Origin of the sequence: Micromonospora endolithica, from assembly GCF_003626595.1 — a bacterium.
Lineage (GTDB): Bacteria > Actinomycetota > Actinomycetes > Mycobacteriales > Micromonosporaceae > Micromonospora > Micromonospora endolithica.
This window is the reverse complement of the sequence record NZ_RBAK01000001.1, coordinates 219,695-245,926: the sequence shown is the minus strand read 5'-3', so window position 1 is coordinate 245,926 and position 26,232 is coordinate 219,695. Positions and strand designations below refer to the sequence as shown.

22 protein-coding genes are annotated in these 26,232 nt (G+C 67.2%); 16 read left to right on the top strand and 6 right to left on the bottom strand.

Annotated elements, in window-relative coordinates:
• Position 1: 1 nt before the first annotated feature.
• The 6 genes from D7223_RS01105 (at position 2) to D7223_RS01080 (ending at position 7,597) form a co-directional block, all read left to right on the top strand.
• Positions 2 to 622 (top strand): AAA family ATPase, encoded by a 621-nt coding sequence (locus D7223_RS01105; protein ID WP_120723835.1) that lies wholly within the window; start codon positions 2 to 4, stop codon positions 620 to 622.
• A 96-nt stretch (positions 623 to 718) separates the two neighbouring features.
• The gene (locus D7223_RS01100) at positions 719 to 1,078 is read left to right on the top strand and encodes a TSCPD domain-containing protein (RefSeq protein ID WP_147252454.1); all 360 of its coding nucleotides are present in this window, start codon (positions 719 to 721) and stop codon (positions 1,076 to 1,078) included.
• Positions 1,075 to 1,971: a carbon-nitrogen hydrolase family protein gene (locus D7223_RS01095; RefSeq protein WP_272948664.1), complete on the top strand. Its 897-nt coding sequence runs from the start codon at positions 1,075 to 1,077 to the stop codon at positions 1,969 to 1,971. Before D7223_RS01100 ends, D7223_RS01095 begins: the two co-directional genes overlap by 4 nt.
• Before the next feature lie 400 nt (positions 1,972 to 2,371).
• Positions 2,372 to 3,757, top strand: a complete 1,386-nt coding sequence (locus D7223_RS01090; protein WP_120723829.1) for a helix-turn-helix domain-containing protein — start codon at positions 2,372 to 2,374, stop codon at positions 3,755 to 3,757.
• Positions 3,754 to 4,671, top strand: a complete 918-nt coding sequence (locus tag D7223_RS01085) for a phosphotransferase family protein (protein ID WP_120723827.1) — start codon at positions 3,754 to 3,756, stop codon at positions 4,669 to 4,671. The genes D7223_RS01090 and D7223_RS01085 overlap by 4 nt, the downstream gene beginning before the upstream one ends.
• A gap of 526 nt (positions 4,672 to 5,197) precedes the next feature.
• Positions 5,198 to 7,597: an EAL domain-containing protein gene (locus D7223_RS01080; protein ID WP_238161432.1), complete on the top strand. Its 2,400-nt coding sequence runs from the start codon at positions 5,198 to 5,200 to the stop codon at positions 7,595 to 7,597.
• 44 nt (positions 7,598 to 7,641) lie between these two features.
• On the opposite strand, the gene D7223_RS01075 is transcribed toward D7223_RS01080, so the two are convergent.
• Positions 7,642 to 8,631 (bottom strand): DUF6545 domain-containing protein, encoded by a 990-nt coding sequence (locus D7223_RS01075; protein WP_238161423.1) that lies wholly within the window; start codon positions 8,629 to 8,631, stop codon positions 7,642 to 7,644.
• Between the two features lie 265 nt (positions 8,632 to 8,896).
• Between D7223_RS01075 and D7223_RS01070 the strand changes: the two genes are divergently transcribed.
• On the top strand, positions 8,897 to 9,733 hold the full coding sequence (locus tag D7223_RS01070) for an SAM-dependent methyltransferase (protein WP_120723825.1): 837 nt from the start codon (positions 8,897 to 8,899) through the stop codon (positions 9,731 to 9,733).
• A gap of 319 nt (positions 9,734 to 10,052) precedes the next feature.
• Here D7223_RS01070 and D7223_RS01065 read toward each other — a convergent pair whose 3' ends face one another.
• Both D7223_RS01065 and D7223_RS34205 read right to left on the bottom strand, forming a co-directional pair.
• Positions 10,053 to 10,619 carry a hypothetical protein gene (locus tag D7223_RS01065; protein WP_120723823.1) on the bottom strand — a complete coding sequence of 189 codons (567 nt, stop codon included), beginning with the start codon at positions 10,617 to 10,619 and terminating at the stop codon, positions 10,053 to 10,055.
• A gap of 335 nt (positions 10,620 to 10,954) precedes the next feature.
• The gene (locus tag D7223_RS34205; protein WP_420330290.1) at positions 10,955 to 11,518 is read right to left on the bottom strand and encodes an LPXTG cell wall anchor domain-containing protein; all 564 of its coding nucleotides are present in this window, start codon (positions 11,516 to 11,518) and stop codon (positions 10,955 to 10,957) included.
• Positions 11,519 to 12,023: 505 nt separating this feature from the next.
• Here D7223_RS34205 and D7223_RS01055 point away from each other — a divergent pair.
• From D7223_RS01055 to D7223_RS01020, 8 genes are all read left to right on the top strand, one after another.
• Positions 12,024 to 12,617, top strand: coding sequence for a hypothetical protein (locus D7223_RS01055; protein WP_147252456.1), 594 nt, complete (start codon positions 12,024 to 12,026; stop codon positions 12,615 to 12,617).
• A gap of 84 nt (positions 12,618 to 12,701) precedes the next feature.
• Positions 12,702 to 13,424: a tryptophan 2,3-dioxygenase family protein gene (locus D7223_RS01050; RefSeq protein ID WP_120723816.1), complete on the top strand. Its 723-nt coding sequence runs from the start codon at positions 12,702 to 12,704 to the stop codon at positions 13,422 to 13,424.
• Positions 13,421 to 14,590 carry an aminotransferase class V-fold PLP-dependent enzyme gene (locus D7223_RS01045; protein ID WP_238161420.1) on the top strand — a complete coding sequence of 390 codons (1,170 nt, stop codon included), beginning with the start codon at positions 13,421 to 13,423 and terminating at the stop codon, positions 14,588 to 14,590. The genes D7223_RS01050 and D7223_RS01045 overlap by 4 nt, the downstream gene beginning before the upstream one ends.
• Positions 14,587 to 15,825 carry a tryptophan 2,3-dioxygenase family protein gene (locus D7223_RS01040; protein ID WP_120723814.1) on the top strand — a complete coding sequence of 413 codons (1,239 nt, stop codon included), beginning with the start codon at positions 14,587 to 14,589 and terminating at the stop codon, positions 15,823 to 15,825. Before D7223_RS01045 ends, D7223_RS01040 begins: the two co-directional genes overlap by 4 nt.
• Positions 15,822 to 17,054, top strand: coding sequence for a nitric oxide synthase oxygenase (locus tag D7223_RS01035; RefSeq protein WP_158610803.1), 1,233 nt, complete (start codon positions 15,822 to 15,824; stop codon positions 17,052 to 17,054). The genes D7223_RS01040 and D7223_RS01035 overlap by 4 nt, the downstream gene beginning before the upstream one ends.
• 125 nt (positions 17,055 to 17,179) lie before the next feature.
• Positions 17,180 to 17,557: a hypothetical protein gene (locus tag D7223_RS01030; RefSeq protein ID WP_238161418.1), complete on the top strand. Its 378-nt coding sequence runs from the start codon at positions 17,180 to 17,182 to the stop codon at positions 17,555 to 17,557.
• Positions 17,551 to 19,173, top strand: a complete 1,623-nt coding sequence (locus tag D7223_RS01025) for an oxidoreductase (RefSeq protein ID WP_147442463.1) — start codon at positions 17,551 to 17,553, stop codon at positions 19,171 to 19,173. The genes D7223_RS01030 and D7223_RS01025 overlap by 7 nt, the downstream gene beginning before the upstream one ends.
• 1,661 nt (positions 19,174 to 20,834) lie before the next feature.
• Entirely contained in the window at positions 20,835 to 21,959 is a 1,125-nt protein-coding gene (locus D7223_RS01020) for a tyrosine-type recombinase/integrase (RefSeq protein WP_120723806.1), read from the top strand.
• Positions 21,960 to 21,964: 5 nt separating this feature from the next.
• On the opposite strand, the gene D7223_RS33305 is transcribed toward D7223_RS01020, so the two are convergent.
• Positions 21,965 to 22,705 carry a CopD family protein gene (locus tag D7223_RS33305; protein WP_238161417.1) on the bottom strand — a complete coding sequence of 247 codons (741 nt, stop codon included), beginning with the start codon at positions 22,703 to 22,705 and terminating at the stop codon, positions 21,965 to 21,967.
• Positions 22,690 to 23,853 (bottom strand): copper resistance CopC family protein, encoded by a 1,164-nt coding sequence (locus D7223_RS01015; RefSeq protein ID WP_238161415.1) that lies wholly within the window; start codon positions 23,851 to 23,853, stop codon positions 22,690 to 22,692. The genes D7223_RS33305 and D7223_RS01015 overlap by 16 nt, the downstream gene beginning before the upstream one ends.
• Before the next feature lie 189 nt (positions 23,854 to 24,042).
• On the opposite strand from D7223_RS01015, the gene D7223_RS01010 reads away from it, so the two are divergent.
• Positions 24,043 to 24,639 (top strand): DUF305 domain-containing protein, encoded by a 597-nt coding sequence (locus D7223_RS01010; protein WP_120723804.1) that lies wholly within the window; start codon positions 24,043 to 24,045, stop codon positions 24,637 to 24,639.
• A 193-nt stretch (positions 24,640 to 24,832) separates the two neighbouring features.
• Here D7223_RS01010 and D7223_RS01005 read toward each other — a convergent pair whose 3' ends face one another.
• A complete protein-coding gene (locus D7223_RS01005) occupies positions 24,833 to 26,014 on the bottom strand; it encodes a glycoside hydrolase family 3 N-terminal domain-containing protein (protein ID WP_238161407.1) in 1,182 nt (393 codons plus the stop codon).
• Positions 26,015 to 26,232: the final 218 nt, after the last annotated feature.

Here is a 26,232-nt window from a genome sequence, read left to right as displayed (position 1 = left end):
CATGGTGACAACGAACCCCAGCGCGCTGGTACCGCCAACGTTGGTGGTTATTCGCGGCAATTCCGGCAGCGGAAAGACCACGGCAGCCCGCGAGGTCCGACGCCGCTACGGACGCGGGGCCGCGCTGCTGGAGCAGGACTACCTGCGCAGAACCCTGCTTCGCGAACACGACATCGCTCACGTCGACCCGCTAGCCCCAACGTTCATCACCGCGACCGTCCGCATCGCCCTGGACTTGGGCTACCACGTCATCCTGGAAGGCATCCTGCACACCGAACGCTACGCCAGCGTGCTGCGCCAGCTCATCGAGAACCACCCTGGTCCGGCCGCCGTGTTCTACCTGGACGTGTCCCTCGACGAGACGGTCCGTCGCCACCTCAGCCGAGACGATCCGATCCCCGTCACCCCAGACGAGATGCGCCGCTGGTACACGCACCGTGACCTACTCAACGTTCCCGGCGAAACCATCATCCCCGAACCCCACACCTTCGAGCAGACGGTTACCACGATCCTGCAGGCCAGCGGCCTCATCAGCGCCGCACCACAAACGCCGTGCCCACAACGCTGCCGGCACTGCGCCCGCAAGGCCGACACTCCTCCCGCCGCTGCGACGATCCGCTGACCAAGCACGCCTGCACACGTCGCCTCGAACCCGGACACGAAAGAGCCGCCCGACGTCGCGTTAAGGCGGACTCCGCCAGAGAGGACCACGACCACGATGAGCGAAACGACCGCGCCTCGACGCGCGGCCGGCGTCACCCCTCAATTCATGGTCGACGGTGTACCCGGACGCCTGATGACAGCCGCAACAGCCAGCGGCGCCCTCACGCACGTCGACCTGCGGGTGGGCAAGCACGGCTCCACCCTGGCCGGACTAACCGACGCCCTGTACACGGCAATCACCACCGGTCTGCACGGCGGGGCACCTGCGGCCGTGTTCGTCGACGAGCTGCGCCACACCCGCTATGTCCCCGCCGGCACCACCAAAGATCCCGATCTCCCGCACGCGACATCGTTAGGCGACTACCTCGCCCAACACCTGCATCTCAACCACTCTCAGCGGACAGAACGACCGTGACCGCCTGGCACACCGTCCGCACTGCACGGACAACGACCGAGACCACTGGCGCTGAAACCTTGACGATCGCCGCCGCGCAACCCCCGGTAACCTGCGACCCGGCCGTGAATGGCGCCGAAATCCGTGACCTGATGCGCCGCGCCTACGATCACGGGGCCCGGCTGGTGCACTTCCCCGAAGGCGCCCTGTCCGGCTACGCCGGGCAGGACAAGCAGCACTACACCGGCTGGAACATCGACTGGACACCCGTGCGGCGGGAGTTGGCCGCCGTCCGGGCACTCGCCGCCCAGCTCGGCCTATGGGTCGTCCTCGGCAGCAACCACCGTCTCACCGGCGGGAACCGCCCCCACAACAGCCTCTACGTGATCTCCGATCGCGGCGACATCGTCAACCGCTACGACAAGCGCTACCTGTCACACACGGAGATCACCTGCTTCTACACCCCCGGCTTCACCCCCGTCGCCATCGACGTCGACGGCTACCGCCTCGGTCTCGCGCTCTGCATCGAGATCAACTTCCCGGAGGTGTTCCTCGACTACCTCCACCAAGGCGTCGACTGCGTCCTGTTCTCCACCTTCTCCCACGACCCGATCTTCGACGTGATCGCCCGCGGACACGCCGCCACCACGAACCAGTGGATCAGCGTCTCCGTCCCCGCCCAATGCAGCACCGCCATGCCCGCCGGGGTCATCGGCCCTCACGGCGCCTGGCTCACCCGATGTGCCACCGACGGCAGCACCGACCTCGCGCGCGTCACCCTCAACCGCAACGCGCCAGAGCTACGTATCGCCCTGCACGCCGCCCGGCGGTGGCGGGCCACCGCCCGCGACGGAAGCCTCTACCAGCAACGGCGGGTAGACGACCTACGCAGCCACGACCGATCGGTAGCGTAACCAATTACATCGAAGACCGCCTCTGGCTCGCGCTCAGTCATCTCACTTAGCCGTCCGAGGCGCGATGGCTCCGGGGAGGCGACGGTGGCAGATTCGTACGAGGTGAGCGAAGCGTGGCGCGGCTTGGCCAGCAGTTGGCCGCGTACCGCAAGGCGGCCGGCCACCCAGCACTCACAACCTCGAACTGCTCCGCAAACGCGTCCCTCGCCACCCTTTGTGCCGCCAGCAAGTTCAATAACAGGGTGTGAGTCAGAGCTGAGGCCCAGCTGGCGTTGACACCGGCCGCGACCCGCGGGTGCTGATGGTTCGTGGTGAGATCGATTGAAGGTGGTGGTACTGACGCACGCCTGACAACTGCAGCACAATCGGTCGTGGTGGACAGCGGACTGGGGAGGTTGGTGTGGCCGGGACTGTGGGACCTCATGACATCCGCGAGGCGCGACGTGAGCTCGGTCGGCAGCTCGCTGCCGTGCGGAAGGCCGCCGGTCATACTCAGCACTCTCTGGCGCCCTTCACGCTGTACGGGCGGAGCACGATCGCGAACGCTGAGACGGGACATCAACGGCCCGACCGCACCTTCTGGCGACGCTGCGATGAAGTGCTCCGCACCGATGGGCTCCTTGCTGCCGGGTACGACCGCATCGTGGCGCTGGAGCGCGAGTACCGGCGGGGCCGTTGCACGTCAAGGGCCTCCGCAGCGTCGGAGGCGATGAACGGGACCGGCGTCGTGGTTGCGTTGGAGGCGTCCCGTCCGCCCACTGACATGCTGTTGCAGGCCGGCGCGTCTCCCCTGCAACGGCGGCAGGCACTGATGGCAGGCATCGCCGCGATCGCGGCAGCTGCCGGTCTGGTACCCGAGTCCAGTGGAGGGCCTCGCATCGGCGTGGGTGATGTCGCGCGCATCCACGCCGTCATCGCTCTGTATCGGTCTGTGGACTACGAGTACGGAGGCGGCGCTGTTCACCAGCAGGTGGCTGCGTTCGCCCAGACCGCATCAGCAGCGGGTGACGGCGCAACCGGCGATGTGGTGAGGCAGAACTTGTTGGCTGCGATCGCGGAGGCGCGCCAGTTGGCTGGTTGGACGGCGTTCGACGCTGGGAAACACTGCGATGCGCAGCGCCATTTCCTCTCCGCAGAACGCGCGGCGGTCGCGGCGGGCGATGCACGGCTGGCGGCCCGGATACGCTACTGCCAAGCTCGCCAGTTCCAGCACCTACACCACAATCGCGACGCCGTGGAAACCCTCCGGCTCGCGCGCGAGCACCTGGGTGCGGCAGCTACTCCCGCAATCACGGCCATGCTGGACAGCGCCGAGGCGGCGTCGCTTGCCGCCCTCGGCGACCACCGCCAAGCGCGGGAGCGGTTGGGGTCCGCTACCGACGCCTACTCCCGCGTTCAGCCCGGCGATGAGCCAGAGTGGATGCGCTTCTTCAGCTACGCCGAGGTATTGGCCCAACACGGTCGCGTGTTCCGCGACATGGCCCGCCGGGACCCGCGGTACGGCGAGCAAGCTGTGTTCTGGACCAGCGAGGCCATCGCCGCTTTCGGACCGCAGAACGTGCGCAGCACCATGCTCAATCAGATCGGCTTGAGCAGCGCCCTGTTCCTCGCTGGCGAACCCGACCAAGCCCTCGCCGTCGGTGCGAGCGTCCTCGACCACGCTGGGCACCTGTCCTCTGCCCGGGTAACAGACCGTATCCACAACTTGCGCCGCGACCTCACCCACCACGCCCACCGTCCAGCGGTACAGCAGTTCCGGGACGCCGTGATCGCGGTAACCGCATGAGCCGTCCTAGCAATGGGGGGCGTTTCAGCGCTTCGGCCATGGCCGCCACCCTGCGCCATATCGCCGACCGCATAGGGATCCCGGCTGACGACGCACGGCTGCTCAATCTGACTAACAACGCGGTCTTCGCCCTACCGGCCGCAGGCATCGTCGTCCGTATCAGTCGCGCCCGGCAGCTAAGCGACCGAGCTTTCAAGGTCGCCGCCCTTGGCACCTGGTTCGCTGAGATCGACGCGCCCACCATCCGTCTGCAGCCAGGGCTCAGTCAGCCTGTCGATGTCGACGGAACCGCTGCCACGGTGTGGACCTACCTTCCTCCGCTCCCGCCCGCTCCCACTCTCGACGATCTCGGACACGTGTTGCGGCAGTTCCACCATCTGCCGAGCCCAGCATTCGCACTTCCGGTTTGGGACCCTGTCGGCGACGCGCAACGCCGTATCGCCGACGCAGAAGGCCTTAGCGACCACCACCGCGACATTCTCCTCACCTGGTGCGACCGCCTCTCACCGCGCATCGAAGCCGTCCGGGACAACACCAGCCCTGGGCTTATCCACGGAGACGCTCACCCCGGCAACCTGCTGCGAGACATCAACGGCAGCCCGGTCCTGTGCGACTTTGACGCCACGACGCTCGGTCCTCGGCAGGTCGACCTCGTCGCTGTACCCGTCGGCGAAGCACGGTTCCGCCGCCACGGCCAGCACCGTCGCCTCGCCGCCGCCTACGGCTACGACGTCACCACGGACCCACATTGGCCCCTGCTGCGCGAAGCCCGTGAACTCAAAATGATCGTTGCCGCTGTGCCACGCTTGCACAGTAGTCCCGGGGTCGCCGACGAGTTCGCCCTCCGCTTGCGCACCATCACCAGCCACGACGACATTCCATGGACGCCTTTCGCCGACCTACCACGCCAATAGGCCAAGCACACGGACAATCAGCAGGGCAGAAACAGCACAGTCGGCGCGGCTATGGGCGGCTTCTTGTCGGAGCTGGTCCGGAGCCGTTGAAGGCCGGTGCCGCTTGGCGCGAGCGGGCAGTGCGAGTGAGGACGGCGTTAGCCACCATCGGAGGCGTTGTCAATCACACAAGCTGAGCACGGGTCGGTGACCGTGCTCGTCTGATCGGTTGCTCAGACGATGTACATCCTATCGACTTTGTGTAGCGACTCGCGTACCGAACGTGGATGGCCGGGTGTCCCGATAGGCTTATTGCGACCATTTGGACTCTTCTGTGTTGAATTTGAGGCGGGCCGCGCATACCTTTCCGGCACTGGAGCTGGAGAGGGGAGGGTTTGATGCAAAAAGGCGTGGAATGGAGCTGACATCGCGCTTCGCTGCTACTGTGGACGGTCTGCGTCGGGCCTAGCACTCGCACGGGGGCGAAGTGGAACGAGTTCGCGGCACGCCACTGACCTTGAAGCTCTTCACCGCTACGTTGTTTCTGATGGCGCTTGCCAGCACAGGTTGGGCGGTAGCCCACCTTGTCTGGCCGGCGCCATTTGACTTTGCCTACGCAGTTGTCGCGGTGGCCCTGATCGCCGCCGGGAGCATCTTCTCGGTGCCGCTGCCGGCGCGAATGCCCATACGAGTGACGCTCACACCGACGGCTTACATGGTTTGCGCTGCGGTGCTGCCGACACCGTGGCTGGTGGTGTGCACTGCGGTGGGAGTAAGCGCGGCAAAGGTGATCACTCGGTATCCGCGGTCCGCGAGCCTGCACAAGGCGGTTCACAACACGAGCATGGACATCTTGGCCGCCACCGCCGCCGGCACCCTCATGCAACTCGCCGGCGTTAGCCCCGCCCTCGGAGGTATAGACGGGCTGCAGCCGTCCGTCAGCGCCTACGCGCTCGGACTCACGGCAGCGGCCATGGTCGTGATGCTCACCGAGGAGCTCGTGACGACGACGGCTGTGTCGCTCGCGACCGGTCGCCGGTTCACATCGACCCTGCGGTACCTGTGGCAGACGCGGTTGCTCGTCGGTGCTGCCGAAACAACGATATCAGGTGTTGCTGTCGCGGTCGTCATCGTTGATCAGCGGACGCTCGCCGCCCTGCCTGTGGCGATGTTGGTACTCCACCTGGCCCTGTCGTACCGCATCAAACTGCGTGAGGAACGCAGGGCTTGGGAGCGGCACGCGGCACTGGCCGATGCGCTCACCTCAAGAGATCTCGATGCCGTCGTGCACACCGCTGCTCGGGGTGCTGTCGAGCTGTTCGGCGCCCAGGCCGCGGAGATCGAGTTGAGCCCAGATCGCCGGCTCGTCCGCGCCGATGGACAGGCCCTCGTGGTGTATGACGGGCCTGGGCGTTCGGCGGAGGACCTCGGGCTTGGGACCCCCTCCGCGGTGTTCGAGATCGGTGCGGACGCGACGGGACTGCAGGGCCTGTTGCGGTTGTACCTGGAAAGCCCCACTGCCTCGCTGAGCTGCCGTGAACAAGCCACCGCCAGGGCTCTTGCCGCGACGATATCCACCAGCATCGACAACGCCACCGCTTACCAGAAGTTGGCGGCGGAGTCGGCCAGCCACGCTCTCGCGGCCACCCACGATGGGCTGACCGGTCTGCTGAACCGTCCGTCCTTCACGGCCTCAATCGCTCACCTCGAGGGTCCCGAGGTCCATGTTCTGGTGATCGGCTTGGAGAACCTACGCCTCATCAACGAGACATTCGGACGCAGTGTGGGAGACGGCTTGCTAGCCGAGCTGGCGCGCCGACTGCGGGCGTTCTTCCCCTCGACCGATTACCGGATCGGACGGATCAGCGGCAGTGGTCTCGCGGTGGCGGTCGGCAATGCGCCGACCGAGGTGGTCTACCACAAGGCGTGCCGAGCGGTGCTGGCGCTGCGCGTCAAGGCCGCGCCCAGTGGCCTTGACCTTTCGGTACGTGCCAGCGGTGGCCTGGCACGAGGTCCGCTCGGCAATGCCGCGACGCTGCTCACCGCGGCCGAGGAGACGATGTGGCGGTCCGTGCAGATGGGACAAGATCAGCTTGTCGCGCTCGACGTCGACCGGCCCAGCGGCGTCGCCACCGGCTTGGACCGATCGCGCGTGTCACTGTCGTTCCAGCCAGTCGTCGACCTCCTCGATGGCCAGGTGCGAGCCGTGCAGGCCCTGCCGGGGTGGTTGTTTTCGCGCTACGGCCTGCTGCCCGCCGATGAGCACGTGTACCAGTTGGTCGACGACGCCCGGCTGCTCGACAAGATCGCGGAGAGGATCCTGGCTCGCTCCTTGTCGGCCGCGCAGACCTGGCGCGACAGCCTGCCGCAGGTACCGGTCGTCGTCCCGATCTCACCGCGAGCGATCAGCAGCGAGATCATCCAGACAACCACACGCGCGCTGACCAAGTACTCCATGCCGGGCTCGTCACTGATTCTCGCTCTGAGTGAATCGGCGCCGGTGACGGATACACGGGCGGCGCACCGGCTCCGGGAGATGGGAGTCCGTCTCCTGCTTGACGACTTCGGCAGCACGTCGCATAGCTTGGCGTCGCTGTCGGCGACCAAGTTCAGCTTCGTACGGATTCATCCGGCCTACGCGATCGAGCATCGCTGGCGCGAGTCAGCCGCCGTGATTCGAGCGGCTGTCGATCTCAGCCTCGACCTCGACATGGCGGTTGTCGTGCCGCACGTGTCTGACGCAAGGCAGCGCCGGGACCTGGTCGACCTCGGCTGTTCGCTGGGCAGCGGCCCGTTGTTCGGTGATCCGTCCTTCCCCAGCGAGTTCCGGGAACAGCTCGCCCGATGGGTCCCGCCGGCGGTGGACGAAGTGAGCTCAGGGGCCGGCAATGTCGTTCCTTTGCGACGACACCGTATTCAGCCGTCGCAACACGCCGTCAGCCCGTAGCCAAGACCAGTCCGACGTCTCAGCACCCGAGATACTAGGCATCCTCACGCCGCGCGCGATAGTTTCGGCGCGCGTTGCGTTTGCAGCTCGATCAGCGTGGCAGGGCGGGCGCCCGTGACGACCGAGCCCCACTGGGCGACCTCGGCTGTCACCAGGGGCGAGTGCCGCATCGCGTGCGACAGGCGTGCGAGCCTGTGCGCGGCGGGCCTCAGGCTAGCCGGCAGGTCCATGCACGCCTCCGCATGAGGTGCTTGGATGTCGCCGGCCGCCCCGGCGATCTTGCGGCGCAACGCCACGGCAATGCCCGCGGCCTCCGCGATTGTCCGGACCGACTCCGCGTCCAGCCGATTGCGCTGCGCCCGGCCTTGCGCGCTCAGGTAGACATCCATGCAGTACCACGGGCGAAGCTGCCGGAGCGCGTCGTGGATCTCGACGACCTGGCGATGGCGCCGGGCTCGACGTGCGCCGAGAGGCGACAGCGCCTCATAGCCATCATCCGGAGGACCGTCCAGGCAGATTTCCGGTACGGCGGCCCGCATGGTTGTCCACAGCATGTGCAGGTCCCAGTCCGCCTGACGACGCTGCAGCCAGCCGCTGCCTTCCCCCGGGCCCGTGCCTCGCCTTGGCCACACCGACGATCGCGGCGACCCGGGCCGCTGCTGCGCGGCGCGCGCCAACCGCAGTGCCAACAGATCCGCGGCGATCTCGGCCTCCCGCTCCACCTCCCGGTCCACGTCCTCGTGCAGCACATTGACCTTATGGCCGAGCACCAGGTGCGCTACCTCGTGCAGCAACGTCTGGGTCCGCGCCATCGGCGCTAGAGCGTCGTCGAGCACCACGAAATCCTGCACTTGACCGGTGTACACGAACCCTGAGGGAGCTTCGGCGTTCAACGGCCGTGCCACGACGTGAATCCCACGTCGGCGCTGCCGGGCGATCGCCGCGCACCAGGCCTCAGCGGTGAACGGCGGTGCGGGCTCGGGCAAGTTGAACGCCCGCAGTCGGCGCGCGACCCTCATGCGTGTCCAGAACATCGGAGCCTCCCTGGCGCGCCTCTCTGCGGCAGTGACCCACGGCATGCGTCCAAAGATCGGAGTGTAGCGGCACATGAGCCGAAGGTGTCGCCCTCACTACGCCTACGTCCCGTGGCGACGGCCACGAAGACGCAGCAGAGCCAAGGCAGATTCGTCAGCGGCCGGCAGTTTTCGCTTGCCGACGGGTGCGTGCGCGGACACCTCTTCCGGTAGCCTCGACTCTCCATGTAGGACGGCGGGATTCGGGGCTGAGGAGAAGACGAGCATGGGCAGCGGGGGCGTTGACGGAGAAGCGGGCGGCGGCGCTGGTCGAGCGACCGTCGCTCGCATGTACGACTATTTCCTGGGTGGGAAGAACAACTTTCCAGCAGACCGGGAGGCTGGGGATCGGATCCTTCACGCGGTGCCGGACACGCGCACTATCGTTCGCGCGAATCGCATGTTCCTCAGACGAGCGGTGCGGAAGCTGGCATCGCTGGGTTTTCGGCAGTTCCTCGACATCGGGTCCGGAATCCCGACCGAGGGAAACGTCCACGAGATCGCCCAACGGGTCGATCCTCGAAGCCGTGTGCTGTACGTCGATATCGACCCGGTTGCCGTGATGGTCTCCAACGAGATGCTGCTGGGTAACCCGTACTGTCGAGCGGTCGTAGGCGACCTGACGAAGCCTGAAGAGCTGCTCGAATCGCTGCGTCAGCCTGATTTGGCGGAGATCATCGACCTTACGCAGCCGACTGCTCTGCTGTATTTCAGCGTCCTGCAGACCGTGCCTGACAGTCAGCTGCACGCTGTCGTTGAGCCAATCAGGAACGAGCTACCGACTGCCAGCGCCTTGGCGATCTCGCACATCAGCCCCGTGCTCGTCCATACCGCTGGAGCAGACCCGGTCAACGAAGGGGTTGACGTCTACCGCTCACACGCCGCCACTCACATCACACTCAGATCGGCCGAGCAACTGCTTCCGCTGTTCGACGGCTTCACACTTATGGAGCCCGGCCTGACGCGGTCGGCCGACTGGCACCCGGACCCCGACAACGAGGACCCTTACCACGACCGGCCTGAGCGGTCGCCGATGCTGGGCGGGGTCGGCCTCAAACACTAGCCAGTTAGCAGGGTCTCGTATCTCGATCGTAGTGGCGTCGCCGGCTGATCGCGCTGCGTACGCCTTGATGATGGGTCTGGTGGGCTTGGCGGGTGCGCCGGCGGCAGCCCTCGCGCTGCTTCGCGCGAAGTGGTCCCGCCGCGGCCGAACGTTGGCCGATCGGGCGTGGCAGGTGTGGCAGGCGGGGGTCCTGGTGCCCTCGCTGCGGGCAGGCGATTCTCCCCGTGCCGTGGGCGGGCCGGGAGATCGTCGTGCCGGCAGCCGGCGTGCACCAGGCCATTGGGGAGATTGCTTCCGGAAGGTTGCCGGCGCTTGCTGATCATCGCTGAACGGGTGTCGAGGCGGCCAGCGCCCACAGGTCGCGTAGCGGCATCCAAGAGGACGCCAGATCATCCCAGTAGCAGGTGAAGACTCCCGCGATCGGCATGGTGGGGTCGCTCCACCAGATGGCGGCCACGATCTGTCCACCTCGGCCGCCAGACGGGATTCGGTAGGCGTACTCGATGTACTGGACGGTCCGTCCGGCGGTCGTGCTTCGCTGCGTCGGAGTCGCCACACCCGTCGCTAGGTCCGCCGTGGTCGTCGCCTGGGCGCGGTATCGGGCCTGCGCGGCCTCCCGATCGGCAAGGTTGCGGTAGGTGATCCAGTAGCTGGTGACGATGCCGGCCGTGCAGCGGGTCCGGGTCGTTTCGCCGTTGCCGCGCTGGGCTGCGCTGATAGCGTCGGCCGAGCAGTCTGCGATGGTGCCGAGCCACGGGCTGGCGAAGTTGGCGAGTTCAGGCGTCGGCAGGCGGGCCCGGTTGACGGCTGCCTGCCGTTGCGTGAACAGCGCCCCGGCTGGTGGGGTGGGCGCGGCGGCCGTTGGTGTCTGGCCAGGCTGTGGCATCACCCATGGGTGGAGACCCAACCCGATGGTCGCGCCGGCTAGCAGGGCCGCCAGAGCGAGTGTCGCAGGTCCTTTGGCCCACCGCCGGCGCCGCCGGCCATCGCCGGGATCCGGCTTCGATGGGCGTTGGCGCTGGGGGTCCGGCTGGTCAGTTGTCGCACGGATGCCGTGGGTCGCTGATGGCGTTGCTGGGCGCCTTACGGGTGCGAGCGCAGGCACCCGGCCGGGCGCGGTGGCGGGGATGTCCTCAGCGGAGGGTGGCCAGATCGCCCGGTCCGGGTGCTGCGTCGTCACTGGTTACTCCTTCCCGTTGCCGTCGATGCCTCGGCTGTGGCTCATCGTGATCTGCGGCGACCAGCCAGCAGCAGGCCAACGCCGGCGATCAGAGCTGCACCTCCGGTGCCAACGATTGGCGCGAGACTGTCGCCCGTGACCGGAAGCGACGGCCCGGACGGATCGGAGTCTGCACCGGCGGCCTCCGGGCCGCCGCTGCGGTCCGCGGTGCCCGCGCTGGGTTGAGGCCGCGTGTCTCCGCCGCTGGAGGGACTCTTCGACGGCCGAGGGCTTGCCTGGGTCGGCTCCGGCGCCGGAGGGGAGTTGGGCGGTGGGGTGCTCGGGTCGGGGCCTGGCGGCGGAGTGGTGGGATCGGGCGGGGGAGTGGTGGGGTCCGGCTCCGGCGGCGGGTCGGTCGGGTCGGGAACCCCGGTGTCGGTCGGCTCCGGCGCAGCCGAGGGTTCCGTCTCGACCGGGGACCGCTGCGGCTTCGGTCGATCGGCGCCGACCGTCGCGGTCGCGGAAGCCGATGGGGTCGTCTCCGCCGAGGCCGGTGACGCGAACAACGCCGCGACGGCAATGAAGGTAAGTGCTGTGGCCGCTGACGCAGCCAGGTGTCGCCGCACGTGCGGCAGGGATCGATTCACGAACTGCTACCTCCCCCGTTTGGGAAATGCGCATGCGGCGCGCAAGCTTCGATGCTGTCGCCGCATCCAATGCCGTTGGACGCTAGCGCCTCTGCTTCTGGAACACTAGTTCTTCGTTCACCTTTGGCTGCCGGAATGCCTGTTGTCTTGGCAGGTCAGCAGCGTTGCGGCGGGTCGCTGGAATTGCCCGGTGTCCGGCTAGGTGTGGTCGCATTCATGGACACGAGCGGCCGTGATGTGGTGGATTCGAGGTCGGTTGGACCCAGCCTTCGACAACGGGGGAGAGGCGTGGGTCTGTGGCTCGCCGCATTATTGCGTCGGGTTGATGTGCTGTGCCCCCAGATAGGTGCGCCGCCGAATGAAGAGTCGAGTAAACCAACCCGCGCCGGGCGTCAGATGCCGCCACCGAGGTCAGGAATCTGACGCGCTGGTGTCCGTCGGTCATACCGGGCGACACCGTGCGGGCCCGCACACTCCCCGAGCTGTGAAGACGCTGCTTGTGCTTCTCAGTCTCGCGGTGTTGGCCGTGGGCGGCTGTGTCCGGGCCGATGACCGGCCGGCCTCCACACCGGCACCGACGTCTGCTGCTGCCGTATCGGGCGCCGCCGGAACGGCGACCGGCCCGGCACTTGCCTACCGGAGCGTCGAGGGGCTGTGTGCGGTGCTGGATTTCCGGCCGCTCAGCGAGGTGTTCGGCGCAGTAGGGCGGCAACAGCACCAGGCGCGTGCGGTAGGCGGCACCAGCAACCTGACCTGCGCCTCAACGCTCGGCCAGCTGCCGCACGGCGTCGTCGTGACCGTGCAAGCCACCGTGGGACCGCCGGACTCGGGGCGAGTCATGTACGAGGGACTGCGCCGCGTTTATGACGAAACCGAATCCCTCACGGATATCGCGGAGCTCGGCGCTGGCGCCTACCAGTACGACGACGCCGCCGGACGCCACGTCGTCGTCTACGACGCCAACCTCTACCTCACCCTGACAGCCGCGCCGCTACGCCTCAACGCCGCTCCACGCAACGACCTGGCAGAGCCGATGTCTCACGTGGCAGCCGCCGCCCTGACCGCACTGCGCGCCTGACCTCTCGCCACCGACGCACTTCGCGCTGCCCATGCGCCGCGGAGCCGCGACAGCACTGAATCGATCAACGCGGAGGACCACATCGTGTCCACGACACCCCTACCCGCCGTGCTACCCGGTCCGGGCAGCACTGACTACGCCCGCTACATGCGCACCGACATCCTGCTGTCGCTGCAACGCGGCACCTGCGAACGGGCTCACCCCGACGAACTGCTGTTCCAGGTCGTTCACCAGTCCGCCGAACTGTGGTTCAAACTGATCCACAACGAGCTGGGGCGCGCGCTCGATGACCTGGCAGCGGACCAGCCGAGCGCGGCCGAACTGCTCGTACAGCGGGCGGTGCGGTCTCTGCGGCTGGTCACCGAGCAACTGCACATCCTTCGTCACCTGCACCCGCTGCAGTTCGCCGCCTTCCGCGCGGAACTGGGCAACGGCTCCGGCTTCGAGTCACCTGGCTGGAAGCGTCTGCGCGAGGCCACCACCGAACTCGACATCGCGTTCAGCCGACGGCTCTCCTCCCTGGGACTCACACCGGTCGACCTCTACCGCGGCCAGCCGTCCGACCCGCTGTACCGGCTCGCCGAGGCGCTGGTGTCCCTCGACGAGCAGATCGCCCTGTGGCGCACCGAGCACTACACCGTGGCCACCCGCATCATCGGCCAAGGCGTGCTCGGCACCCGCAACACACCGGTCGACAGCCTCACCCGGCTCATCACCCACCGGCGTTTCCCCACCCTGTGGGAGGCGCGCACCGACGTCACCGAGTCCAGCCCTCGTGGCCGCCAGAGCAGGCAGGCCCAGCGGTGAACGCCGCAGCCATGCGATTGCCGTCCACGATTCGCGGCCGGATCCCGAGCCTGGCGCAGACGGTGCACCTGGCGGCGTGCAGCATAGCCCCGCGCAGCACCGGCATGGATGAGGCGCTGGCCGCGATGCTGGACGATCTCGCCCGTCCTAGCTTCTGGAGCGCCGCCGAGGAACAGGTCACCGACGCGCGGCGCCGATTCGCTCAGCTCATCGGCGCCGAGGTCGACCAGGTGGCGATCCTGCCCAACGTGAGCATCGCCGCCCACCAAGCGGTCTCCGGTCGACGCTGGCGACGCCGACGCGACCTGCTCACCACCACCGCCGAGTTCCCCGCCGTCGCCCACGTCTGGCTGGCCCAGGAGAACCGCGGCGCGCGCGTGCGCTGGTGTGGGTCCCGCGCCGGACGGGTCAACGCCGATGACTATCTGCGCGCCATCACGATCGACACCGCGTTGGTCTCCGTGCCCGCTGTTACGCACCGAGACGCGACCCGTCTGAACATCCGCCGCGTCGCCGATGCCGCCCACGCCGCTGGTGCCGCCGTCATCGTCGACGCCTACCAGGCCGCCGGCGTGATGCCGTTGCACGTCGACGCGCTGCGCTGCGACTACCTGATCACCGGTACCGGAAAGTACCTGCTGGGGCTACCGGGCCTCGCCTTTCTTTACGCCCGCCACCCGAACGGACCGGCTCCGGGCTTGACCGGCTGGATGGGGCGTACTGACCCGCACGCACTTGACCCCACGCGGCTCGACTTCCCCTCCCACGCCCGCCGGTTCGAGACGGGCACGCCGTCGGTAGCCGCCGCCTACGCCGCAGTCGCCGGCCTGACGCTGATCCAAGACCTGAATCTCACGGCGGTCCGCGAGCACACCCAAAGGCTCCTCGCGTCCGCCGCACACCGACTCACCGACCAAGGCGAGATCGTGGACCTGGCGCGCAGCGTGGACGAGCGGGGCGCGCACCTCACGCTGATCGAGCCGCACGCCTGGGCAATGGCGGCGTGGCTCGAGAACCACGGCATCGCCGTCGCTCCCCGCCGCGGCGTCGTCCGCGTCGCCGTGCACGCCTACACCAGCGACGACGACATCGATGCGCTCTGTGACGCCATCGCCGTCTACCGGGTCAAGTCCCGCATCCAGACGCCGATTGGAGCATCCCGGTGACTAGCGCGGACGCCGTGCACCGCTGGTCGGCGCAGCGCCGCCCCTCGGCCGATAGCTTCCCCTACAACGCGGTCACGACCGCCTACCAGCACTACGGCAAGCACTTCGTCCCCGATGACTGGACACAGGCGCTGGCCACCGCGAGGGACCGGCTTACCGACCTCAACGGGGGCAGCACCCCCTACCTGTCGGCATTCCTAGCCTGCGCGCTCGACAAGATCGACGGCACGTTCGACTACCGCTCCTACCTCGGGTTGGCACTGCTGCCGATACCCGAACCCCACCACACGCCCGGCGCGGCGGCGCGGCAACTCGCCTGCCGCGACCGCCTGCACGCACAGCTGCTGGCCGACCTCATCGCCTTCGAACTCCGCGCTGCCGACGACGAGCAAACCCCTCTCCCTCAGATGCGCCCAACACCGCCCGTGGCGGCCAAGCGACTGCGACACGCGCTACGCGCCGTGATGCCGGCACTGCGGCGGCTCAGCTTCGTCGATGACGCCACAGACAGCTCCGAGATCAGTCTCCTGCGGCGCGTGACCGCCGCCGTGAACCTGGATCTCACCGCCGAGGAGAGACGCGCGCTGCAAGTCAGCATGCTGCCGGTGCACACCATGCACGACGAGTGGATGTTCATCCGCGTCCTGCAGACATTCGAGACGACCTTCGCACTGCTGGCGTCGGACCTTACCGAGATCATCACCGCCGTCCAGGCCGACCGGATGCCCCTCGCCGCGACCAGGTTGTCCGCCGCGGCATCGCTGCTCAACGAGAGCGCGTCGCTCTGGCCGCTCCTGGCCACGATCCAGCCCGCAGCGTTTCACGGCTTCCGGCCTTACACCGACGGCGCGAGCGCCATCCAGTCCCGCCACTACAAGATGCTCGAATCGCTGTGCCGCACACCAGACGGCACGCGTCTGAACTCTCCCGCGTACCTCTCCGTGCCCGAGGTCCGCACGGCCATCACACAGGGACAGGTCAGTCTCGACGACGCCCTTGATGCGGCAAAGCAGTCGGCAGCCGCCGACCCCTTCCTCGCTGCGGCGATGCGCGAGTTCACCGCAGCGGTCACCCAATGGCGCCAGACCCACTACCGGCTCGCCATACGAATCCTCGGCCCCGAGCGCACCGGCACCGGCTACACCCAAGGCACCCCGTACCTGGACGACGCCCGCAACGAGCCGGTCTTCCACCACAACTCACGGGCCACCCCGGACACCGGAGCCGAGGCATGACCACCGCAGCCATCACCTACCCGTCCACGCCGCCCACGCAGGGCGCGGTCAGCGACGAAGCCCACGCGTTCCTCCGCCTCCTACACCAGGAAACCGGCCAACCAGGCTTCACCCGCCGCTGGCGAAACGTGCGCGCCGAGATCGGCGCCACCGGCACCTGGCGCCACACCAGCGAAGAACTGACCTTCGGCGCCCGGGTGGCCTGGCGCAACTCTGCCCGCTGCATCGGCCGGTTGCGCTGGCAAAGCCTGCATGTTCGCGACCGACGCAACCTCACCACCCCCCAAGCCGCACGCGCGGAGCTCACCGCTCACCTGAGGCAGGCCACCAACGGCGGACGCGTCCGCTCCGTGGTGACGATCCTTGCCCCCGTGCCCCCCGACGGACCCCCGCCGATCCGCATCATCAATCCGCAACTCGTCCGCTACGCCGCCTGGCCCAACGCCGACGACACGGTGATCGGCGACCCCGCCAACCGCGACCTCACCCAACTCGCCCTCGCCAACGGCTGGCCCACCCCACCCACTCGCGGCCCACACGACATTCTTCCCTGGATCGTCGCCACCGACGACAACCGACTCCATGCGCTGCCCGTCAACCAGACCGCGGTCCTCGAAATCCGGATCCACCACCCGCACCACGCATGGATCGGCGACCTGGGGCTGCGGTGGCCCGCCGTGCCGGTCATCAGCCACATGCTTCTCTCGATCGGCGGAGTGAACTATCCCGCCCCCTTCAACGGATTCTTCATGGCCTCCGAGATCGCCGCCCGCAACCTCGCGGACAACGACCGCTACGGGCAGCTACCCGCCGTCGTTAAAGGGCTGCACCTCGACAGCGACGACCGGCTGCGCCACGACAAAGCGCTGATCGTGTTACAAGAGGCGGTTCTCCACAGCTTCGAAACCGCCGGTGTGACCATCACCGACCACCACCGCGAAAGCGCGCACTTCGCCCGGTTCGTGCGCCGCGAGGAAGCCGCTCGCCGCACCGTCGTGGGCGACTGGAGCTGGCTCAACAGCTACCCCATGACTCCCAAGGACCCCAGCTGGCAGCGCTACTACAGCACCGCCACCGCCTGGCCGGGATTCCGCCCTTACCCCGACGCCGCCGCGCTCGCCGGCGAGCCGGGCCCCACATGCCCCCACGCGACGGCGACAGCAGCCGCCGCCGCTCATCAGCGCGCCGCCCCCTCCACGGCCGCTGCCACGTGTCCACACCACACCTAGGAGGACAAATGTCTCAGCCCACCCCAATTCTTCCTAGCGCAGAGCAGCCGCAGCACAGAACAAGGATCCCGCGATTGTTGGCCGCCGCCGCGACCGCCCTGCTTCTCGTCATCACGGCTCTCGTCGTGACGACCGAACCCGCGCAGGCCGCCGGAGGGTGCCGCAGCGCCCCCTACAGCGCGAAGTTCGGTATGCATGACCCGTTCCAGATGTTCGACGGCATGGAGGACGCCTACTTCCCACGCTCCGGCAGCTACCGCACCACCAGCCAGTGCCGGGACATCCAGGTCAAGAACACGGGCAACGGCGGCACCTGGGGAGGTCCCTTCTGGGCCTGCGTCGTGTGGGTCGGCCGGGCGACCTGCGCCAACGGCTGGACCTACGTACCGCCCGGACAGTGGCGCAACCTCGCCACCAACGTCCAGGACGGCACCAGGTTCTACCTCTTCATGCAGACCAACCTCGGCACCTACGAAGCAGCCTACGGGGTCGGTGAGTGGTGACTCGCGCGTTGACCGCGTCGGCCGACCGTATTCGGCGCGATGCTGATCGGAGGGCAGCGTCGGGATTGAGGTCCCGCGCTGCCCTCCGGGCAGCAAGCAGGGGTCTCCGATCGCAACTCGACGTACGTGGCAAGGTCGCCGTGATCACTGGCGCCAACTCGGGCATCGGCTTCCAAGCCGCTCGGCAACTCGCGGCGGCAGGAGCCACAGTCGTCCTGGCATGCCGCCACCCCGGCAGGATGGCCGAGGCCGCTCGAGCTATCCGATCCAAGCACCCCGACGCCATTATCGACGAGGTTGCTATCGACCTGGGGAGCTTGCGAAGCGTCAGAGCCGCAGCCAGCGCTATCGCGAATCGCCATCCACATGTCAACATCCTGATCAACAACGCAGGGATGATCGGCGAGCCGGGATGGCGGACGCTCGACGGTTTCGAGACCTGCTTCGGCGTCAACCACTTGGGCCACTTCGCCTTGACTGGACTGCTGCTGGACAGGCTGCTCGCCGCTCCTGAGGCCCGGATCGTCACCGTCAGCAGCACCGCCCACCGCGTCGCCCACCTCAACCCCCAAGACTGGCCAAACCCGCGGGTCAACGACATCTACCGTGCGTACGCCGCGAGCAAACTGGCGAACCTCCTCTTCGCCTACCACCTCCACCGCCAGATCACAGCAGCCGGTGTCGTGATGCGTAGCATCGCCTGCCACCCGGGCTGGGTCGCTACGCAGCTCCTATCCTCAAAGCCCCGAAGCGCCCGGCGCCGAGCAGGCGTGGCGGCCTTGCGCGCGATAGGGGCGATCGTTGGACAGGAACCGGAGGACGGCGCACGGCCGCTGCTGCTCGCCGCTGCTGCCGATGTACCGTCCGGCACCTATCTCGGGCCAACTCGTTGGTGGCGCACCCGTGGACCGGTCGGGCTCGAACAGTCCAGCGCTGACTCCCAGAACGCCTCCGCGGCGCGTCTCCTCTGGGACTTGTCAGGAGAACTGTCCGGCGTTGAATTCGCGCAACTTGCTGCCCCCGCCGTAGCCGGCCATGCCGTACAGCAGGCGGAAGTGCGCAACCTGGGCGAGCTGTGGGCCGCATCCAACTACTGGACTACCGAACCCGTGTCCCTGATCCTGCCCGATGGCGCGGAGCTGACCGTTCGGTCCGCTACCGCAGACGATACGGCGGCGGTCGAGCAGCTACACCAGCGCTGCTCGAGCCGTAGCCGCCAGCAGCGCTACCTTGGAGGGTCAACGCCGGCACCAGGTCGGCTGCGCCGCTTGCTCGACCCTCCCCGAGGGCTGACCCTTCTCGCCACCGCAGCTCGTGCGGAGCCAGGGCAGCCGGTCGCGATGGCGAACCTCGTTGCTGAGGGAGACGAAGGGGAGGTGGGCCTTCTCGTGCGTGACGACTGGCAGCGGCGCGGCGTCGGGACCGAACTACTGCGGCGTCTCCTCCAATATGCCGAGGACGCCGGCTACCGTGCCCTCGTCATACACACCGAGGCGCAGAACACGCCGATGCTACGTACCGTCGCCCGACTCAACCGCTCGATCACGATCGGGCGAGATGGCTCGATTGTCAGGATGATTCTGCCCTTGACTGATGGCACGCCCAGGGGGAGGTAGAGCCGTCGATACCACCGCGCCGAACTGAACGTGAACGCCGGCTCGCGCCAGGAGCCTTCTCATTGAACTACTGGCGAGCAAGCGAACCACCTATTGTCCTAGGACGGATTAGAGGTTTTGGATTAGCTCACGCCGCTGATGTCTTGGTCGGAGCGAATGATCAAACAGGCCGCCAGCGACGGCTCCGATCCCACGAGGCCGCTCTGAGGCCGACCCCACCAGACCCGGCTGCCCTGATTGGGCCTGACCACTGCAAGGAAGGCGTATTGGACCGGAGCGAGTTCGTCGCCGGTGACAGCGGTTAATGATCACTACTCGGTGTGCGGCAGATCGTCCGCCCGGTCATCAACCGCACGATGGGCGGCAGCGTCGCGCGGTTTCCGGTGTCGTCGGCGGGCTGCTCGTGCGAGATGCTCGGCGAGCCAGCTGCGCTGGCGTGCGCGGGGACGAGGGTCTCCGGGACGGCCTGGTCGACGTGTTCGGTGGTCCGTGACGACGGTTGGCAGCGGAGACTCCCGCCTGTGGCCTGGCTTCCGACGAGGCTGGACCCCGAGCTGGCCGGGGGAAGGGCGCAGGATCTCCGACCGGCTCGATGAAATCGCGTCGGCGGCGCTGTAGGGCCAGCGGACGCGTTTGGCGTCAGCCGGTCCCGGCCGAGCTGTAGCCCGGCTATTCATGTCGAGCTTGACCCGTCACCATCGGCACCATCGACCGACGGGAGGGGTCGCGCTGTCGGCGGTCAAGTGCCACCTCTGCGCACTGCACCGTTGACGAAGCGCAGTACGGCTGGCGCCCCGGGGTGGCTGTTGGGCTCCCGCTGCATGGGGCGGTGGTGCTCGCGCCGCTCCTTCCTGCGGGCGCCTGCCGTACTGCGACCGAGATCAACTTGTTGTCGGTGTTTGCCTGTTGGTTACGGGCAGCCGATAAAAAACGGCCGCTGATAACGCTTGCGGCCGGCGAGATGGAACGGCCAACAGTGTTTGATTCCCTTGAATGCTGTCGTGCCGCTCCATAGGCTCGGTGGTGGTGGAACCTCACCTAGCAAGCCAGGCGGCGCCTATAGCCGTCGGACCGATAACACTTTGCGCCGCGCTCCGGAACCACTTGCGGGCGACAAAGCGAATACGGGCTGGGTGTGTGTAGGCGTATCGGGGAGGGGGACCCGAGGCAGCGCTTCTGTGCTATGGCGGCCGAACGCCACGGAGGAGAACCGGGTGCAAGGTGAAGGGGGCCTCGATGAATCGGCGCAGAGAATCAGGGTCTGGCAGCGATGTCGCCCACCGGGCTCAGGGCTTGCCCTTGCCGCGCCTCGTGCGAGTTAATCACTCAACGGGAATCTATGGCACCGTCACTCCACTCGATGTGAATGGTCGCCTTGCGGATCGTAACCCCCTGCGGGCCCTTGGGTGGGAAGCGAACGTCCCAATCAGTATCGCTTGTCAAGATGGCGTCGTTGTTGTCGAGGCGCGGCGCGGTGGGCGATCGAAACTCACTCGGCAAGGTTACCTATTGCTTCCGTCGTCGGTGCGGCGTAGTTGCGGGATGGCGGTCGGTGACCGAGTTTTGGCCTTGGCCAATCCGATCCGTGGAACGTTGATGGTGTACAACATGGGCGCTGTTGAAAGGATGGTTACCATGTTCGCGAGCGGAACGGAAGCGCGATGGAAGGAGTGAACGAGAAGGGCTCCGATGGCGAGGACTTGAGGGCGGCGCGCCTACTGTTGGCCCGGCTGGGTGTAACACCCGAGCAGCTTCTATCGGCGCCGCCTGCGGCTCGCCCGATGCCTACGTTCACCGAATACATTGAGCTCGTATCCGCCGCAGTGACGGCTGGCACGCGACGGGTGTATGGCACCTACTGGAATCGGGTGCGGGATGCATGGGGCAGTAGACGGATCGATGAGCCAAGTCCTCTAGAGATTAAACAGTTCGCTGAGCGAATGAAGGAGCAGGTTGTTGTCCGACGTAACTCCCGGGGAGGCCGCACAGCCGCCGAGCATCTCATCTCTTCACTCAGATGCATCTACGCCTACGCGGTCGCCGATGGGCTCATGTCCGAGTCCGACAACCCGGCAAAGCGGGTCCCGAAGCCACGACGGTTAGCCAGCACACGGCGCGCGCTTTCGCGGAAGCAGTTAGCCCTGATTGTCGATGTTGCTGCTACCACTGGGGATGATCCTGACCTCGATTGTCTGCTGTTGCGTCTTCATATCGAAACCGCCTGCAGGCGCGACGGAGGACTTTCGCTCCGGCGGGCCGATCTTGACGCAGACCAGTGCCTAGTGCGATTGCATGAAAAAGGAGAGACGGTGCGTTGGCAACCCATCTCTCCCACGCTGGCGGGACGTATTGACCGGCTTGCCGCCGACCGAGGCGGCACCGATTCCCACGACAAGCTTCTCAGGTATCGAAACGGCAGGCCGATTACCCGCCGTCGCCACGACTACCTTTGGCAGCGCCTAGGCAAACATTTGCCTTGGGTGAGAACCCAGCAGATCAGCACTCACTGGCTGCGCCACACGACCCTAACGTGGGTGGAGCGAAGATTCGGATATGCTGTAGCTCAAGCATACGCGGGGCATTCCGGCAGATCTGATGCAGCTACGACTAGCACGTACGTGAGAGCAGACGCGTACGAGGTGGCTCGCGCGCTGGTAGCTCTGACGGGTGAGTTGCACCCGCTGCTTTCGCTAGTTCAACCTACTTGGCCCGGCGAAGTTGGGCGCGCGGGGGACCCAGGCGAAGAGGCGTGGACGACCGGCGCGGAAGTGCCGCCCTTGCTGTGACCGCTTTACGGTCTTCCAACGCTTTGAGCTGCCGCCGGCGAGGAGATTGTGCGCGTAGGCGATGACGTCGTATTCGCACGAGCCGGCAGGGCGTCAGGTAGTTCTTCCTGCCGGAGGGCGGGCGGCAAGAGTACCTGCCTGCGTCGTTCCTCTGTGAGTCTGTGGCGGCTGCCATGTTCTCTCCCCTGTGCGGGACGGAAGCGGGAGCTGCTGGCGGAGCCCGGACGCTCCGGTCCTGACTGGGTCAGGTTTCGGCGTTGACGAGGATCGCGGTGACGAGCAGGACGCCGAGCATCAGAACCGCTTCGACCACGACGTACGCCGTAGTCGATAGGTGGGGTCCATGGCAGCTGATCCAGTTTGGGCAGGATGTGCCTGCTGTTGTAGAGGCCGACCAGGGCGACGACCGCCACCAAGACGACCTTGACGAGTAGCACCCGTCCCCAACTGGTGGTCACGAGGTTCGCGGGCCGGTCGAGGATCAGCAGAGTCAACGCGGTGCCGGCAATACCGGTCAGTGCGACCGCGGCGGTGGCCGGTACGGAGAAGCGGACCGCCATCTCGGCGGCCCCCGTCGGTACGCCCAGGCGGGCCCGGCCCACGAGCAGGACCGTTAGCAGTAGGACACCGCCGACCCAGACCGCGTCGGCAATGGTGTGGGCGAGGTCGGCGAGGACCATGACGGTTCGGGATTCGGCGGTGACGGTGTGCCCGTCGAGGAGGAAGGAACTCAGCAGCAGTGCCACGGTGGCGGCCAGCAGGACGGGCCGGACGGCTCGGGCTCGTACCCGCTGGGCGGCGACGTCGGCCGGGCCCGCCGTGGCGACCTCGCCAATGGACGGGAGTCGGTGGGTATCGCGGCCACGGTCGGCACGGAATGGCGTCCTGCGGCGTGGCGCCCCCTGATTAGTGCCGCTTCGAGCGTGCCGGCGGTGAGCAGGCCGGCGGCGCCGGTGAACCGCAGGGCCAAACCGGCGCCAACGGGGGTCTGGCTGAGGGCGGTGATGGCGTGGGCGCTGATCGCGGAGGCAAAGGTGCCCTCCTCGCTGAAGATGGCGGCGAGCGCAAGCAGTTCAAGGGCTGCTCCGGCCGCCACGGCCAGCCCGGATGCCCGGACCCATTTCTGCACCACCCGGATGTCACTGCGAGTACCCACCAGGGTGGTCAGCGCGAAGACAAGTCCTCCGACACCGAGCAGGATGGCTCCGTAGGAGACCCAGCGCCCGAGACTCCCGACGAGCCTTACCGCCCCCTGCTCCGCGTTGCGGTTGTGGTCTATGTGGTGTCCGAGGGCGGGGGTAGCCGGTTTTCCGGAGGGCATGGTGGGCGCGCCATGGCCGTCGTGCCCGTGGGAGCCGGCCGTGGTGTGCGGATCAGCGGTGGCTCCCGGATCAGCGGTGGAGGGGCGCACCGTGAATCTGACGGTGCCGTTCAGGGGATGTGCGTCCGGAGCCGCGACGTTCCACTGTAGTTCGAAGGCGCCTGTGGTCAGAGGTGCGGCGGGATGGAGTAGCCAGGTCCGACCGCGGTCCGGGGTGTGACTGATTACCGTGACCGCACCGCCATTGCCGTCGAAAAGCTTGAAGCCGGCACCGATCGGCGTGCCCTCGGCGCTGAAGCTCAGTCGGATCTCTTTGACCGGGGCGTTGACCCGCGCACCGTCGGCGGGTACGGCCTCACTCAGTTTGAAATGTGCCGTCGCAGGGGAGGCGATCCCCAGCGCCGCGACGAGGGCGGGGAGCAGGACCAGCCAGTACCGCAGTGCCCAGCCTACGGCTCGACTTGCTGACAGGCGACCCCGCTGAAAACCCGACGATGTCTCAGGCAAGGTCCGGCCGCCCGGGCTGCCGCTTGAAGGGCACTGTAGATCCTTCTGTCGACCATTCGTGGGCATGACGCGTGTCCGTGGGGTCGTACCCCTGCCGCCGGTCGCCATGGTAGGGCACTACTATCCCCGGCTAGTAGGGGTGCCGCAGGACGGGCAAGGTTGAGCGACCGGTGGCTGGCAAGCCCCTATGACGAGCGAAGATGCGTAATCCCCAATGTGCCAGGAAAGGCCGCAAGTCTGACGAACCGTTCGTTGATGCGCCGTACCCTCCTGAGTGGCTCCGCCATGCTCGCACTCCTCGCCATGACCGGCTGCGGCGGCGGTGAGTCGACCGGCACCGCAGACAACGCCAGCCCAGGCGCCACCGCATCGTCGTCAGCCGCGAGCGCCCAACTCAACGACGCTGAAGTGATGTTCGCCCAGATGATGATCCCCCATCACGAGCAGGCCGTGGAGATGGCCGACTTGGCCGCAACCCGTGTCAAGGACCCCGATCTGAAGAAGCTCGCGGCCCAGATCAAAGCGGCACAGGCCCCCGAGATCACCACGATGGCAGGCTGGTTGACCGCCATGGGTAAGCCGACGGAGGCCCCTGGCGGGCACCAGATACACGGTACGGACGCGATGCCCGGCATGGTTTCCGACAAGGACCTGGCCGCGCTGAAGGCCGCCAGTGGCGACGACTTCGACCGGATGTTCGCCCGGCTCATGATCGCCCACCACAACGGCGCCATCCAGATGGCCCGCACCGTGCAATCCGACGGCACCAACGCCGAAGCCAAGAACCTGGCTGCCGCCATCGAGCGGACTCAGGCCGACGAGGTTCAGACGCTGCAGAAGTTCCTCGGCTAGCGAAAACGCGCCAACAAAGGCACCGGCTGGGGTCGGCCTCGAATCTGGGCCAGGCAGGCCAGGCCCCGCCGGTAGCCGCCACGGTGACGCGCTGTCCGGATGGCGACGTGTCGCGGACCGCGCTGGTCGACTAACCCCGCAGCCAGGCACGCGATCCTGGCTGGACTGACGGCAGGCAGGCCCGCCGTTACAGTCAGCGTTTCGGACGGAGCGTGTCAACCCTGGCGACGGATTGGTCGATGCGCGCCTCGGTGAGCCGGCCGGAGCGGATGAGACCGACCACGGTGTCGAGCGTTTTATTGACGATGTCCGGGTCGTACACCTGCTGGTTGGCGAAGACGAGAAGGTCCAGGCCGGCCTGTAATCCCAGCGCGACGGCCTCTGACGAGCCGTGACGGCGGGTGATCGCCACCGCCTGCATGTCGTCACTGACGACCGGTCCCTGCCAGCCGAGTCTGCCCCGGAGCAGGTCTGTCACGACCGCGCGGGACAACGACGCCGGGTAGGTCGGGTCAAGCTGCCTGTTGAGCACATGGGCGACCATGATCGAGTCCCCGAGACCAGCCTCGATCAGCCGTTGAAACGGTTCGAGTTCAGTTCGCTGCCACGTGGAGCTGACATCAACGACCTCGAAGTCCGTGTTGCCGGCCGCGCTACCGGAGCCGGGGAAGTGCTTGAGCGAGGTCTTGACGCCCGCGGCCCGGTGGGCCCGGATCTCCTCACTGGCGTTACTGACCACGACGTCCGGGTCCGCGGAGAAGCTCCGATCGAGTTTGCCGATGGCCCGGCTCTCCGGGTTGATGTTCACGTCCACGACCGGCGCGTAGTTGAGGTTGACGCCGATCTCGGTGAGGCTGGCGACCAGCCCTCGGGCCCACTCCCGCGTCGCGGGCGGGGAGTTCTCCGCGCCGATCTCGGCCTGCGACTTGGTCGCCGGGAAGCCGTTGCTCGGCTTGAGTCGGGACGTGCGGCCGCCTTCCTGGTCGATCGACACGATCAGCCGCCCCGGCGAAGCCTCCTTCAGGGTCTTCACCAGGGCGGTGACCTGGGCTGGTGAGCGGATATTGCGCACCGACCTCGTCTCCAGATCCTGATCGAACAGGATCACTCCGCCGAGACCCTCCCTGACCGCCTTGACGATCCAATCGTTGCCGTTGACCCGCTCGCCGCGGAATCCAACGACCAGCAAACTCGCCACCTTCCGGCGCAGCCTGGCCTCATCGCCTGCCGACCCCGGTGGGGAGCCTGTCGATGGCGTCGTCGAACGGGCACTTGGCCCGGTCGCCGTGCTGGACTGACAGCCGGCAAGTGCCGCCACCGCGGCCGAGCCCGCGCCGGCTAGAAGCAGCCGGCGGGGCACACGCACGCTGTTCACCCCCGCACGTTAAGCCCCACCTGCGCCTGAACGCCGCGACATCGCGCCGACCTCATCCATTCGGTGTAGGGGTGCAACGGTAAGCCGCGAAACGACGGGGGTGCTTCAGGCCGACCCGCGACGGGGCAAGACCGTTGCTTGAGCGATGCGTGCAGCAGCCCGGCAGCTGGGGGTTCCATCCTTGAAAGGCTCACGCTGCCTGGTCGAAGCACAGCAGG

Bases quoted from the DNA above. Each gene is read 5' to 3' on its own strand.
- D7223_RS01105 (WP_120723835.1), top strand. From the start codon at position 2: ATGGTGACAACGAACCCCAGCGCGCTGGTACCGCCAACGTTGGTGGTT.
- D7223_RS01100 (WP_147252454.1), top strand. From the start codon at position 719: ATGAGCGAAACGACCGCGCCTCGACGCGCGGCCGGCGTCACCCCTCAA.
- D7223_RS01085 (WP_120723827.1), top strand. From the start codon at position 3,754: ATGAGCCGTCCTAGCAATGGGGGGCGTTTCAGCGCTTCGGCCATGGCC.
- D7223_RS01080 (WP_238161432.1), top strand. From the start codon at position 5,198: ATGGCGCTTGCCAGCACAGGTTGGGCGGTAGCCCACCTTGTCTGGCCG.
- D7223_RS01075 (WP_238161423.1), bottom strand. From the start codon at position 8,631: ATGTTCTGGACACGCATGAGGGTCGCGCGCCGACTGCGGGCGTTCAAC.
- D7223_RS01070 (WP_120723825.1), top strand. From the start codon at position 8,897: ATGGGCAGCGGGGGCGTTGACGGAGAAGCGGGCGGCGGCGCTGGTCGA.
- D7223_RS01065 (WP_120723823.1), bottom strand. From the start codon at position 10,619: ATGCCACAGCCTGGCCAGACACCAACGGCCGCCGCGCCCACCCCACCA.
- D7223_RS01035 (WP_158610803.1), top strand. From the start codon at position 15,822: ATGACCACCGCAGCCATCACCTACCCGTCCACGCCGCCCACGCAGGGC.
- D7223_RS01020 (WP_120723806.1), top strand. From the start codon at position 20,835: ATGGAAGGAGTGAACGAGAAGGGCTCCGATGGCGAGGACTTGAGGGCG.
- D7223_RS01015 (WP_238161415.1), bottom strand. From the start codon at position 23,853: ATGCCCACGAATGGTCGACAGAAGGATCTACAGTGCCCTTCAAGCGGC.
- D7223_RS01010 (WP_120723804.1), top strand. From the start codon at position 24,043: ATGCGCCGTACCCTCCTGAGTGGCTCCGCCATGCTCGCACTCCTCGCC.